Source organism: Erysipelatoclostridium sp. MSK.23.31 (assembly GCF_019125875.1).
Lineage (GTDB): Bacteria > Bacillota_I > Bacilli_A > Erysipelotrichales > Coprobacillaceae > Thomasclavelia > Thomasclavelia ramosa.
Window position 1 is genome coordinate 1 of the sequence record NZ_JAHOCB010000038.1, and the last position, 14,237, is coordinate 14,237.

Annotated in this window: 10 protein-coding genes; all 10 read right to left on the reverse strand. The window is 31.1% G+C overall.

The features are described from left to right. Positions 1 to 124: 124 nt before the first annotated feature. The 10 genes from KSU54_RS14440 to KSU54_RS14485 all read right to left on the reverse strand — a co-directional run bounded on the left by KSU54_RS14440 (position 125) and on the right by KSU54_RS14485 (position 14,199). Positions 125 to 1,294 carry a GGDEF domain-containing protein gene (locus tag KSU54_RS14440; protein WP_117792510.1) on the reverse strand — a complete coding sequence of 390 codons (1,170 nt, stop codon included), beginning with the start codon at positions 1,292 to 1,294 and terminating at the stop codon, positions 125 to 127. 33 nt (positions 1,295 to 1,327) lie between these two features. Then, complete coding sequence (locus KSU54_RS14445) at positions 1,328 to 1,768, reverse strand: GNAT family N-acetyltransferase (RefSeq protein ID WP_003538809.1); 441 nt, start codon at positions 1,766 to 1,768, stop codon at positions 1,328 to 1,330. Positions 1,769 to 1,991: 223 nt separating this feature from the next. Then, positions 1,992 to 2,315, reverse strand: coding sequence for a hypothetical protein (locus KSU54_RS14450; RefSeq protein WP_008792205.1), 324 nt, complete (start codon positions 2,313 to 2,315; stop codon positions 1,992 to 1,994). A 38-nt stretch (positions 2,316 to 2,353) separates the two neighbouring features. Further along, the gene (locus tag KSU54_RS14455; protein WP_009008691.1) at positions 2,354 to 3,259 is read right to left on the reverse strand and encodes an NAD-dependent epimerase/dehydratase family protein; all 906 of its coding nucleotides are present in this window, start codon (positions 3,257 to 3,259) and stop codon (positions 2,354 to 2,356) included. A 14-nt stretch (positions 3,260 to 3,273) separates the two neighbouring features. After that, a complete protein-coding gene (locus KSU54_RS14460) occupies positions 3,274 to 4,524 on the reverse strand; it encodes an alkyl sulfatase dimerization domain-containing protein (protein WP_003538812.1) in 1,251 nt (416 codons plus the stop codon). 104 nt (positions 4,525 to 4,628) lie between these two features. After that, positions 4,629 to 7,196: a mannosylglycerate hydrolase gene (gene mngB, locus KSU54_RS14465; protein WP_008792208.1), complete on the reverse strand. Its 2,568-nt coding sequence runs from the start codon at positions 7,194 to 7,196 to the stop codon at positions 4,629 to 4,631. A 10-nt stretch (positions 7,197 to 7,206) separates the two neighbouring features. Then, entirely contained in the window at positions 7,207 to 9,093 is a 1,887-nt protein-coding gene (mngA, locus tag KSU54_RS14470) for a PTS 2-O-a-mannosyl-D-glycerate transporter subunit IIABC (protein ID WP_008792209.1), read from the reverse strand. A 146-nt stretch (positions 9,094 to 9,239) separates the two neighbouring features. Next, positions 9,240 to 9,971 (reverse strand): MurR/RpiR family transcriptional regulator, encoded by a 732-nt coding sequence (locus tag KSU54_RS14475; RefSeq protein ID WP_009299523.1) that lies wholly within the window; start codon positions 9,969 to 9,971, stop codon positions 9,240 to 9,242. Positions 9,972 to 10,018: 47 nt separating this feature from the next. After that, a complete protein-coding gene (locus KSU54_RS14480; protein ID WP_008792211.1) occupies positions 10,019 to 10,675 on the reverse strand; it encodes a DNA-3-methyladenine glycosylase family protein in 657 nt (218 codons plus the stop codon). Positions 10,676 to 10,962: 287 nt separating this feature from the next. Continuing rightward, positions 10,963 to 14,199 (reverse strand): DEAD/DEAH box helicase, encoded by a 3,237-nt coding sequence (locus KSU54_RS14485; protein ID WP_003538818.1) that lies wholly within the window; start codon positions 14,197 to 14,199, stop codon positions 10,963 to 10,965. Between the last annotated feature and the right edge of the window lie 38 nt (positions 14,200 to 14,237).

Here is a 14,237-nt window from a genome sequence, read left to right on the forward strand (position 1 = left end):
AGAAAAGAGATAGCTTTCGCTATCTCTTAAGCCCCTCCACTATTGACACGGAGCCTTTCAAACCTCCTATCCAATCATAAAACTATTTTTAATAAACAAATCTATAACCCAACTATAAAATATATTACTCGACTGCACATATACATTTATTTTTATTAGTATTTTTAGCTTTATATAAGGCTTGATCCGCCTGCTCTAAAACTGCTTGCCAACTTTCTTCTCCATTTAAAACACCTATTGCCCCACCAATACTTACAGTTAAATATTCACGACTTGAAGTATTTGGCATTAATAAATGCAGACGTTCAACAGTATGACAAAGTTCTGTACCAATTCTTTGCATTTCTTCTAAATCTGTATTTTTTAATAAATAAACAAATTCTTCTCCACCATAACGAATCAAAAACCCTTCACTCAAACATAAATTTAAAGCATTAGAAACTCTCTTTAGACATTCATCACCTTTAATGTGCCCAAAAGTATCATTATAAGATTTAAAATCATCGATATCAATTATAGAAACACCTGTTTTAAGCTGACTATCGCGACTCTCTAAATAAATATTATTTAAACAATTAGCTAAATAACGTCGATTTTGAAGCCCCGTTAAAGAATCATGATGGGCAATAAAATCTAATTCCGCACTTTTTTCTTCAATCATCCTATTTTTTTCTAGAATAATACTCTGATTTAAAAAAGTTTGTCGCATTGATTGATAATGATAATATCCAACAAATAGAGCCATAATCGTTAACCAGGTACTATTAACATAAATACTATAATGACTCCCCAATGGTTCACCATGTTTCACTAATTCAATTCCAGTAATCAAAATAATATCAGAGAACAAATACAGAGGAACAAATAATTTTGGCGGTAAATAAACAAGAATAGCAATACTCAACATTGTAATAATATGCACACTAATGTTATTAGAAACACGATTATCATATATCGTTACTGCTAGCGACCACATGATTAAAAAAACAATATAGTAATTTTGAACTTTCAACAATAAACCCTTTTTAACATTCTTTTTATGCAATAAAATCAACCCTAAGACACAGATGATAAACATGAGTGTGTATAAAAGCATATAAATCTTACTTGACTTGGTATAATAGGTAAAATCCGTATATACACTTACATAGACCATATTATAGATTTGAAATAACATAATAAAAAATATCGGGATCCTAAAATACTTCTTAATATCATCTTCGAGAACATCAATAAATTCAAGTTCTTGCTGTTTAGTTAGCTTTATCTTTTCAGTTAATGACAACAACTTCATAATTTGTCCTTTCTAAATATCTATTTATAATTCTTATTGACGATGTAAGAACAAAATTGGAAATGGATTCCCTTGTTCATCTAATTCACTTCGCCGATAAATAGTAAACCCCATATATTCATAAAAAGCTAGAGCTTGAGGATTTTGCTCATTTACACAGACTTCAGTGATCTCATAATCATTTATTCCTATCTCTAATAAATTCCTACCAATACCTTGTCCTCGACGTTGTGCTGTAATAAATAACATCTCTAATTTATCCTCAGCAATCCCCATAAAAGCCAATGTTTCTTTATTATCAACAGCAACTACTAAAATTGGAATTTCTTCAATTGCTTGAAAAACATACTTTTTTATTTCTCGAATATTAGTTTCACTAAAAAAATCATGAGTTGCTCTAATCGAACTTTCCCAAACCGTAACAAGTGAACTAATTAACTGTTCGTCTCGTTCAAATACTCTTTTTATTTCCATTAGCTCCTCCTTTATTACTCAAAGAAATCCTTTAAATAAATATACTGCATTATAAATTTTTTAAACATCCATAGCAACTACACGTTTAATATATTTTTTCATAATCTTTTCAATTCCAACATTTGTTAAAATGATTTATCATTATTTCTTTCAATATATAAATAGTTATTATTTACTTTATTTTACTATAATCACGTAAAAAAGATAGTTATTTAATTAATAACTATCTTTTTTTCATTAAGTTATCATTTGTATTTTTTGATTTACCTCTTATTAATATAAGTGCAATAATATTTGCAGTCAACATCGTAATTACATATATTGTAAGAATTGTAAACATTGACGGTACTACATCCAATAATGCTGACCAATCTTCATGCTTTACCCAATTACTTACTAATTGATACCCTGCTAAAAGAGTAAGCACGGTAAAAACAAGTCCTAAAATCGAAAACCAATAAGCCCTCAGCTTCTCTTGACTTTTAAATATAGACAGACAGCTCATCAAAGTACAGATAATACTCAAGCTTCCAAAGATAATCCACATACTACATTATTCTCCTAGATATAAAATTTAAGATTATTTTAAATAAGCTCTTGATCAATAAACTCTATATAATTTTTCTTAACAACTTCATCTGGATGATCAAGGTACCACTGATATGATTCCTCTAATCCTTCGAAAAGACTTTTTTGACTTGGCAACAGCTGATTTTGCTTAGTTACATCAAGAACATAATTATAGTTATGAAAACTAAAATAATCACGTTGATTATCATGCTTAGTTACATATACTTTATTTAGCGGTACTCCTACAACTTGATAACATAACTCAACAAATTTATTTATATCAACAATTTCGCTATTTCCAACATTCATGATATGATCATGAGGGTGCTTTTTAATAATGGTTTCCATTAACTTGCATAGATCTTCAACATGAAAAAACTGTAATAACATTTTACCATCATTAGGTAGATAGAAAGAACGTTTCTTTAATGCACATTCAAACACAAAAGGTTCGCGATAAACATTTTGCATTGGTCCATATAAATATGGTGGCCTTAAAATATATGCTTGAGGAATATGACTTAGTAAATAGTTTTCAGCTTCAATTTTATTACTTCCATAATCTCCCCAGATAGAATTTCTTCCAACCTTCTGCTCCTCTTTGAACGGTTGTGATAAACTTTCCGGATAAACAGCACTGGAACTAATCAAAATATAATCTTTGACCCCATTTAGACCTTCTAACAAATCTTTGACATCTTGTTTAGTATAAGCAGCAACATCAAAAACCACATCAAAATCATATCCCTTTAACAAATTTCCTAAATGATGTCGATCACCTTTAATTAATTTTACTCCTTCAATCTGTTTTCGATTTCCACGATTCAAAACATAAACATCATAATCATGATTTTTAAAATAAGTTGCAACAAATTTACTTACAAAAACTGTTCCTCCAGTTACCAAAATCTTTTTTGTCATATTCTCTCCTTACTTTATAATGATTTAGCACATGCAATTAAATAATGACGAGCATTAGCAGATGTCACTTGTTTAGCCCGCATCAATAAGGCTTGTTTTTTCAGTTCTATAATTTGTAATGAATTATCTTGCACCATCAATAACTCAATTAATTGCAATGCCATTTGATAATCTTCTTGTGCCATATAATTTTTAATAGCTAATATTAGTTTATCATTATCACCAATTAAAGCAAGTACCGCCTGATTATAAGCCTCAGTTGGATGTGGCAATAACTTCACAGGATCCCCATCAAACCATCCTACATAACCATTATAAATACTTTTCACTGACCATTCTACAGTACCATAATACTCACCTAAATATTCTTTATCCTGATATATTGGTGCTAATTTAACATTTTTAACAGTTTCTTCCAAAGACATTCCCTGATTCATACAATCTAATGTTTTAAATAAAATATCCTCGATGGCATCCCTAAAAGTTCCCACTATTGCTTTAATCTCATTTTGCCATAAAACTCGTGTATGTCCTGGTAATAATGCAACAGCTGGATAATTTAAAATCTCATTTAAAGTATCAATCCATGTTGCAACATCGCGATACATGGTTCCTCTTATTGCATAAAGATTAGGCCAGCATCCATAATAATTATCTCCACAACACATTATCTGATCATCTTCTAACCAAACATAGATTTCATCATCTGCTTCACCTACAGCACTAACCATCTTTAATTTAATTCCGTCAATTACTCGTTCAACCACTTTTTGCTCATAATATGTCGTCGGTTTTATAAAATCATATTTTCCTTCTTTAATTTCTTTTCCTTCACGGATTCCAATGCCTTGACTAATCGCTTCCTGATCTGTTAATCCATAACCATGCTGATAAATCCCTCGTTGATTTAGTAGTTTACTAATTCTATCGTAGTATTTTAAAATTGGTTTTCGAGGTTTAAATGCTATTACTTCTACAACTGTATCCCGAAAAGTACCTGCTCCTCCTAAATGATCAGGATGTCCATGAGTATAAATAATTGTTTTAACCGGTTTATCACTAATTTTCGCTAGTTCATCTTTCATCACTTTTGCACGATAATCAGAATCAAGAGTATCAATTAATATAATTGAAGTTTCCCCAATAATCGCAATTGCATTACTATGTCCATAGCCCAAAAAATGATATACCCGTTCATTAACTTTAGTAATTTTCTTTTGATAGTTTGTTTTCGTAAAATTAATTAACTTTTCTTCACCTAACATTGCTTATTCCTCCTTATATATCATTATATTGATTATCTAGTCTTTTAATAGTAGGCACCTTTAGGTAACTGTCAAAACCGTAGTCATTTGGACTACGGTTTTATTTAATCATCTAAAATAAATGACTTTACTTGATTCTTTTTTAGTTTATTATTAGTCTTAACTATCTCTTCTTTTAAATCAACAAAATCTTTAAGATCATGATTTAAAGAAATTAAAACCTCTTTATTATTAGTATTAAAAGTTCGATAAATTAATTTATTTGAAGATTCTGCCTTTTTTAAAACACTTAGTGTAGTAAGTTCATTATTTTCATGAAGCAGAGAGAAAGTATATGGAGTGTTAAAATCAACCTCATTTAACTTCATCGCATTGTACGGCATTTTATTATAACTAATTAATGGCGTTAAATAATCTTTAGCTAAACGTGATAATTTAGCGTGATCATTTTCAATAACAAGCGCAAATCTAAACTCTAATGGTTTTAATAATTGTGAATCTGGTGTAGGCATCTTAATTCCTGATGGTCGTCCCGGACGCCGAACTAATTCTTCTTTACCTAAATAGCCAACTGATCGAAATAACGTAATTGCCAGGGTATTATAATTATCCCCAATTACTTCATATTCTCTAACTGAATTAGTGAGTAAAGCTAATGGACAACCCTTGATTGCAACGTAACTAAGCATTGGATAAATACTATCTGGCCGCTCGCTCCAATTATCTTCTTGCCATGATTCTATCGCCATATCTTTTACTGGGCGTTCAATTATCCCAAACTGATTATCACTAACTGAGGCCTGAGCCCAAATATCAGTTGGAAGAAGTACTCTAAGTCGATGATCTTTAGCTGTATTATCAATATTAGTTGTAATGTCAAGATTTCGTTCCCCTTGTTTTAATTCTATTTGAAATTCAATTTTTAAACTTGTATCACATTTCTTTTGTTTACGACTTGTTAAATCTTTTGGTACTTTCATTTCGACAATTATATGAGCTGTAGTAGAATACCTGGATCTATTGATTTGATAATCTGCCTTAGCATCTTTAGAAGTTATGATATAATCTTCCAATAATGGTGAATAATCATAACCATCACCCTCATCACTACCATCTTCAATCAATAAAACGGAATCATAAGTATGATCATTAACTAAATCATATATTTTTAAAGTTCCATTACTATTAATTTTAATCTGATAGTATTCATTTTCCAGAAAGTCCACTTTATCTAATAAAATTTCTTTTGGCTCTACTGCTTCTTGAATTAAATAAGCCTGATATCCCATCGCAGGAAAATTATCTTTAAATTCAATTGTATATTTTATAAATGGATCATAATTCCCATAATGAACAATCTGACGATCAATTAACCCAGCATCAATGATTTCTTTATTAATAACTTGATAATCTATTTCATGCCCCTCACTAGTAACAATTTTAAAACTTTTCATTCTCGTGATAACTTCACTGCGAACCACTCGATTTCTTGGATAAGGGAGTAAATTAAAGACCGTTAGTTTATCAAGCGCAATATCTTTAGGCATTGCATCAGTAATCTTTCGTTTATAAAAGTCAATCATTCGCTCTACTTTCTCATTAGCAATCGTAAAACGGCTGCTTATTTCTTGATGTACTTTATCACTACAACAACATCCAATTGAATCATGGGCATGATTTTTCATTATCTCTTTCCATATCGATTCCATCATCCCATCAAAATACTCAAACCCTAATTTAAAAGCAATGGAAGCCAATGGCTCTAGCAGATTGGTAATTTTATTTTCAATTACGGTATTCATTGTTTTGATATCTGCCCGTGATGAAAAAATCGAACGATGTACACGCATATATTTACCATCCAGCAGTTCACCATGAAGGATATCATAGTTATCTTTTTTCTCTAATTCTTTAAATATCTGATCATAGTTACTTAAAAAGAAGTTTTTATCTGGATAAAGTCTTTTTAACTGCTCAATGACATCAAATATATTTTTTTGTAATGGCATTTGGTCGTGACCATTAGGAATTAATATATGTTCACTAGTTGCTCCTTTTTGTAACACTGGCATATATTTATCACAACGTTTTTTTAATTCATCAAGATCTGTGGGTAAATATTTTCCAATTGCATAACCAAGTGGTAATAGTTGAGTTAAGACTTTTGAACCATCGTCACTAGTCCAATAAAACTCTGTCTTATTTGAACCCATTCGCTCACTCGTTCCCCGCCAGAATATGCTTCTTGTAATTCCAAAACCGTTTAAAATCATTGGCATTTGGCCTGACTGACCAAATGAATCTGGTAAATAACCAATATTCATAGGTTCTCCAAAAGTCTGACTATCTTTATGACCGTATAATAAATTACGAACAATCGACTCTCCACCTACAACCATCTCATCAGTTTGAGTGTACCAAGGCCCAATAATTAATTTACCTTTTTTCACTAAATTAACTAGTCGTGATAAATTTTTTGGTTTTAATGCTAGATAATCCTCAAGTACAGCTGTTTGTCCATCGAGAACATAATAAGGATAATCCTCATTATTTTCTAACATTTCTAATATTTCTTCCATATTGTTTAGTAATAATAACTTTGATTCTTCGGCTGAAAAATACCACTCACGATCCCAATGCATATGGGGGACAATGTGTACTTGATTTGCCATGCTATTCCTCCTATTTTGCCTTAGCTAATTTCTGTTTTCGAGTAATTACAAGTAGCACCGCTGAAATAATCGCTCCAATTACTGCCGCTCCAAACCAGACGATCATCGCTAATGGAATATTATCAGCAGTTAATACGAAAATAGAGAATATTCCTGCCCCAGGTACATCAAGACCAATATTAAACATCGCTACAATCGCTCCACAAACTGCAGAACCAGTACATAGGGATATAATTACACGAATTGGATCTGCCATCATAAACGGAATTGCCCCTTCTGTGATTCCTGCTAAACCTAATAGCCAGGTTGAATTTCCTACTTCACGTTCTTCTGGTGTAAATAAATCTTTTCTAAACTTTGTCGCAAATGTCACCCCAAATGCACTAACCATTTTAATTGAAGCAAAAGCACAATATGGCATTAAAACTCCTTCCGCCATTGCAGCAACACAGAAAGCATATGCAGCTTTATTTACTGGTCCACCTAAATCAAAAGAAACCATGATTCCTAAAACAGCCCCTAGTAAAGCAGCATTTGTTCCTGCCATTGATCCTAAAAAGTCAACTAATGCTGTATTGATCATTGCAACTGGTTTACCTAATACGACTAACAATAAGACTCCAACAATCAAACAAGACAATACAGGATAAATTACAAAACTCACAAAACCGGCAAACGTTCCTTTAGCTGGAATCCATTTCTTTAAATAGCGTATTGAATACCCAGCAATGATCCCACCAAGCATCCCGAGTAAGAATCCACCGCCAACGGTATTAGCACAAAATCCAGCCGCAAACCCTGAAGCTAAAGCTGGTTTATCCCCGATTGAATAAGCCATATAAGCTGATAATACCGGTACCATCAAGGTTCCTAACAATCCACTTCCCATTGATTTGATCAAATAAAGCCAACTTCCTTCGGTATTCATCAAATCTGTAAAACCAAAGGTTCTTGCAAAGATTACACAAATTGCTGCAATCATTCCGCCAGCCACGATCAATGGAATAACATGACTAATTCCTGTCATAACCGCTTCCTTAACTGTTTCTAAAAATCCGGCTTCTTGATGTCGTGAATGTTCTACATACTCACCACGAGCAGTTTGTTCTGCTTTAACTAACGCTGTTTCGATAATCTTTTTAGCATCCTTTAATGGTGCAGATACTTTTGTTTTAATCGTTGGTAAATGACTAAAACGTTCCTCCTCTTTAACCGCTACATCGACAGCAAAAATAGCTGCACTTGCATTTTTTAACATCTCATTAGTATGACGATCTTCAATTCCATTAGCCCCCTGCTTTTCTACATATACATTTACTCCCAACTCTTGCCCAGCTTTTGTTAATGCTTCTGCTGCCATGTAAGTATGGGCAATACCAGCGGCACACGCAGTAACCGCAACGATTGAGCGATCAAAGGATTTTATTTCATCACTATTAACCCCATTATCCAGATTTTGATAAAATTCTTTTACTGTTTTAGAAGCATATAATTTTTCTGTATATGTATGATTAGCCATCTTCGTCATCATTTCTGCCAATAATTGCATTTGAACCGAATTCCTATCATTTTGGGGAATTGCAAGTAAAAAAACATATTGTACTTTGTTACCTTCAACAACACTTTCCCAATCCTTCACAGGTTTCTTTAAAGTTACAACCGCAAAAGCTGCTTCTCTAACTACTCCATCTTTTCCATGAGGAATGGCCAGACCATTATCAATCCCTGTTGGTGTTAAGCTTTCACGTTCTAATACTGCTTGATAAAAATCTTCCTCATTACTAATTTTTCCTGCCTGATATAATTTAGAAACTAAGAATTTAATTATTTCATCTTTTGATGACAAATCACTATTTAAAGTAATAAGCTGCTCACTTGTTAATTTAGATAATTCCATTTCTTCTGCCCTCTTCTTTTAATTTTATTAATCACCGACATGTCTTTCCCTGATTACAAAAATATCATAGCATATTATTTTGTAACCCTTTTCAATTTGGAAAATCATACACTTATTTTTAAATAAAAAATGGATGTACCGTGTATTTATACACAGTACATCCTCCAAAATACCTCTGTCAACTCTCGAAGCAGCATCATCATCCCTGTTCGATCCGCAACATTATAGCCATTCAATTTTTGTTCATCACCCCAATAATATAATGGAATATGTGCTAAACCAGCCAATCGATTTTCATTAAAATGGGTAACCGAAATAACAAAAATTCCATTCTGTTTTGCTTCTTCTACCCAATTATTCAAACGACCATTCTCACCACTTGCACTAATTACAAACAAAATATCTTTTTCTTCACAATGCTTGATTCGATATTCAATTTCACGATAAGTTTGATAATATTCAGCTCGATAATCATAACATCGCAAATTATCGACCATCATTTCACAAAAATATAATGACTCACCGACACCAATAAAGTGACATGTTCGGGCATTCTTGATCTTAGCGGCAACTTCTTCTAACGTTTTATAATTAATTAGTTCCATTGATTTATACAAATTCTTTGATAATAATTTTTGAATATCTAAATTTTCTGATACTTCGTTATTAACTAAAAATTTCATCTCTGCAAAGCCTTTATACCCTAACTTTTTACAAAGACGCATGATTGAGTTGGGAACAAGATAAAGATCTTCGGCTACCTTTTGAATTGATAAATGTTCCAAATTTGCTTTATTTTTACGAATATAATCAACAATTAGATCATCTGTATCGTTTAGTGTAAACTCTTGTTGTAAGACCCGTTCTTCAAATTTCATTATATTATCCTCCATGACAAGATAAATATCAACTCTCTCAATATAACTTATATTCTAACATTATTTTTTGATTTCGGTGCATAATCTTTCAATTCTGGAATTGCTCCCGCAGCAACTGCCCATAAATACAAACTGGCAATTGTTGCATATGGTCCATAGCGACGTTTATATTTAGTGAATAGTTGAGGTGTAATTCGCCGATGATGATAGACCATGCGCATTCCCCGTAAAATTGCTAAATCGCTATAACTAATTATATCTTTACGTTGTAATGAAAATGTTAAAATCATCTCTGCTGTCCATCTCCCGATTCCAGGTAACTCACAAAGCTGTTCTATAACCTCTTCATTTGATAGATCAGCTAATCGCTCCAAATCCAATTGATCACTAATGATCCGTCTCGTTATTTCTTTGATATAATGTGCTTTTTTCATCGTAATGCCACATTTTTGTAATTCCTCAGCTGAAAGTGATTTAAAATTTGCTGGGGTAATCGGACTAAAAGAATTGTTGATTCTCTGCCAAATTGTTTGATGGGCTTTAGTAGAAATTTGTTGACCAACAATCGAATTAACTAAAGCTGCAAATAAATCAGGTATTACCGCACGTTTAATTATACCAATCTGCTCGATTACTTGTTTTAAAACAGGATCCCTACTTTTCAAATATTCAATTTCAATATCGCTATATTCAAAATATTCCATTATATACTCCAACCTATAATCTTATCGCATAGTTACAATACCATCATTTTAAAACAATCAAATAACTTTTTTGACTATATTGATTAGCTTTATTAATTTCAAGTATACTTGAAGTACTAAACTTTGTAAATAAATGAAATATTATATAAATCAAGTATGTTTCCTTATGTAATCAAATAGTTTATATTACTGCTTTTATCCTTATGATTATAAATTGTTAGTTCATAATTATCTAATAAAGCACAACGATAAAAATACTCTAGTAAGTTTTTACTAGAGTATTTCATTTATACTTTAAATAACTCAATAATGTCATTAGTAGACATTGTTGTTATACTACCTTCATTATTTTCCACAAAACTATCAGCTAAGTTTTTCTTTTTATTTTGCAGTTCTAAGATCTTTTCTTCAACACTATCCTTCATTACCAATTTATAAACCGTTACAACATTTTCTTGCCCGATTCGATAAGCACGATCAGTCGCCTGATTTTGTGCTGACATATTCCACCAAGGATCAAAATGAATAACTGCTTCAGCAGCAGTCAAATTCAATCCTGTTCCCCCAGCTTTTAATGAAATCAAAAATACTGTTGTATCATCATTTTGAAATTGATTAACTAATCGATGACGTTCTTCTTTTTTTGTATCACCTGTTAATTGATAATAAGTAATACTTTCTTTCTCCAATTCTTTAGCAATTAAATCAAGCACGGAAGTAAAAGAAGAAAATAATAGCACTTTTTGATTATTTCCCAGGAAATTTCGGATTAAATCAAGACATCCCGATAATTTTGATGAAATATTCGAAATATTATCATATATTATCCGTGGTTCACAACAAATTTGTCTTAATCTTGTCAACATTGCTAAAATAGCAATACGATCTACATTATCATAATTAAGCTGTTCTTGCAGTTCTTTATTGACCTGAATTAAATTAGCTAAATACAACTTATTTTCTTCTTCATTAAATTCAATTGATAATGTTTTTTCAATCTTCTCCGGTAATTCAGTCAATACATCTTTTTTATTACGTCTTAAGATAAATGGTGTAATTAATTTTTTTAGTTCCTGCTGTTTGTTTTCATCATGATTTTTAACAATCGGTGTTTCATAATTAGTTTTGAAATAATGATAGCTATACAAATACTCTGGCATTAAAAAATCAAAAATTGACCATAACTCCGCCAAAGAATTTTCTATAGGAGTTCCGGTTAAAGCAAAACGATGTTTAGCTTTTAACGATTTTACTGTTATCGCATTCTTAGTTTTAGGATTTTTAATATATTGCGCTTCATCCAAAATAATATTTTCAAATTGATAACCATCATAAAGATTAGCATCACGACGCATATAATCATAAGTAGTAATTAGCACATCAACCTCATTAAATTTTCTAATTGCTTCTTTTCGTCGTTTTAGACTGCCGTGAATACAAGTACAAGATAAAGAATTAGAAAATTTATGTATCTCATCTTGCCAATTCAATAGCAATGATGATGGACAAACAACTAAACTAGTTTTTTTATCATCCCGATTTTGATCCAGTAAAACAATCATTTGTAAGGTTTTACCAAGCCCCATATCATCGGCCAAAATTCCTCCAAAGCCATAAGAACTAATTGATTGAAGCCATTGATATCCAAATTTCTGATAATCGCGTAAAATTTCTTGATAATTAGGCGTTAAGGGATAACTCTGTTTAGCTATATCTTTAAAATTATCAATAATTTCTTTAAATACGGTACTACGATCATATACTAAATAATTGCTTGTTTCGGCTTTATTATCAAGACTAAAAGCCCGATAGACATCCATTTCTAAATGTCCATCCTCAAGCATCTTTGGTCTAATTTGATAATCAGTCATAAATTCATTTAATTCTTCCAGCTCATCAGAATCAAGATATAATAGTTGACCATTTTTTAACCGATGAAATTTCTTCTTCTTTTGATATGAGTTTAAGACTAACGCTAATTCATCTTTAGGAATATCAATACTTTCAATGTCAATTGCCAATAAGTCATTTTCTAAAGTCACTCCTACATTAATACTAAATTGACTTTTCTTCCCAATCTTTTTAAGTGCATCACTAACCATCACTTCACAATAATTAGCTAAAAAAGGCAAACCTTCATTTAAAAAGGAGTAAGTTTTTTCACTTTCTAAATTCAAATACATACAATGTTTTTCAAAATCAACTACATCACCAATCTCTTTTAAATAATCTTCAATTAAATCAAAATTAATTGATGTTTGCTTTCTCGACTGTTGAAATGAATAAATCGTTTCTAGGCCTTGTTTACTTTCAAGATAAACTTTGATTTGTTCCAATTCATTAATATCGCCATAGAGTGTCAATATTTCTGTTTCGACAACTTCACTTGTTAATAAGTCCCCAGTATAATTAAAATATTGCTTAATATCATTTAAAATATATTTAACAAAGTCATTTACATCTTCTTTTGCTAATAATAATTTGTCTTTACTTTCGCAATTATGAATAAATTTGATTGCTTTTCCTTCATCATCCAGCTTAACCATACCTATTTCATTTTCAGTAATCTTATAAAGATTTTTATAACCACAAAATTCATCAAAATCCTTTAATTCAAGCGAATAATATTTTTCAAGTTTCCTTATATGTAAAGTAGGCTGATAATTGTATTGATAAATTGATAAATGTTGATTAGTTTTTTCTAAATCTTTTAATACTTCATAGATATATTCAATACTTTCGGGAATAATCTTTATCTCATTTGTCACATGCGATATATCGTAATAATATTCCTGTTGATACCGCTCATAAGTGATCATACAAAATTTCATTAATTCAATAATCTTCAGTGCTTCATCACTAAATACTTTTTGATTATGAACAAACGCTAATTGTTTACCATATTCAACATATTCATTATTTGCTAATGCACTTAAAAAATTAGGAATATTTTTTATTATATACTTTTTATCACTTCCTACTTTGAATTTTAAACATGGGTGCCCATAATTAATCTTGATCTGGACTTCAAGATCATACTTTTGATTTAGTTTAACCTGATTAAAATCAATTGCTTTAGCAGTCTTAAATGATGCTATTAGGTTTTTTGTTACTGCTAATTCATTTTTTAGCAGTTCTTCTTCCTGCTGCTGACGAATTTGTACTAACTTGTCGAAATAACTTATCTTACCATTTTTACTTTTATATTTAAATGGAAAATCATCAGGTGATAACTCTTGAACCTTCAGCAAAACAGCCCCAATATGACCGCAAGCCGAGAGTTCATCACACCAATAACAATTACAACTATAGTCAGTAATCTTATTATCTTGATCAATAACGATTTTACACACATTTTCATAACTACCATTATCAACAATGCCTTCAATTGTATAATCATCAAAAAGTCGATCATAAGTAATTGTGATTTCTCTAACATAATCTTTTTGATAATATATTCGTCCTGTTCTTAGATTTCTAACACTGCTTACGATTCTATGTAATTCTTTGTCAGTTACAAGCACTTACCAGTCACCTCCTAATTTTCTTTAAAATTATAGCA

Coding starts and splice junctions, on each gene's coding strand:
- KSU54_RS14445 (WP_003538809.1), bottom strand. CDS start 1,768: ATGGAAATAAAAAGAGTATTTGAACGAGACGAACAGTTAATTAGTTCA.
- KSU54_RS14455 (WP_009008691.1), bottom strand. CDS start 3,259: ATGACAAAAAAGATTTTGGTAACTGGAGGAACAGTTTTTGTAAGTAAA.
- mngA (WP_008792209.1), bottom strand. CDS start 9,093: ATGGAATTATCTAAATTAACAAGTGAGCAGCTTATTACTTTAAATAGT.
- KSU54_RS14475 (WP_009299523.1), bottom strand. CDS start 9,971: ATGAAATTTGAAGAACGGGTCTTACAACAAGAGTTTACACTAAACGAT.
- KSU54_RS14460 (WP_003538812.1), bottom strand. CDS start 4,524: ATGTTAGGTGAAGAAAAGTTAATTAATTTTACGAAAACAAACTATCAA.
- KSU54_RS14450 (WP_008792205.1), bottom strand. CDS start 2,315: ATGTGGATTATCTTTGGAAGCTTGAGTATTATCTGTACTTTGATGAGC.
- KSU54_RS14440 (WP_117792510.1), bottom strand. CDS start 1,294: ATGAAGTTGTTGTCATTAACTGAAAAGATAAAGCTAACTAAACAGCAA.
- mngB (WP_008792208.1), bottom strand. CDS start 7,196: ATGGCAAATCAAGTACACATTGTCCCCCATATGCATTGGGATCGTGAG.
- KSU54_RS14480 (WP_008792211.1), bottom strand. CDS start 10,675: ATGGAATATTTTGAATATAGCGATATTGAAATTGAATATTTGAAAAGT.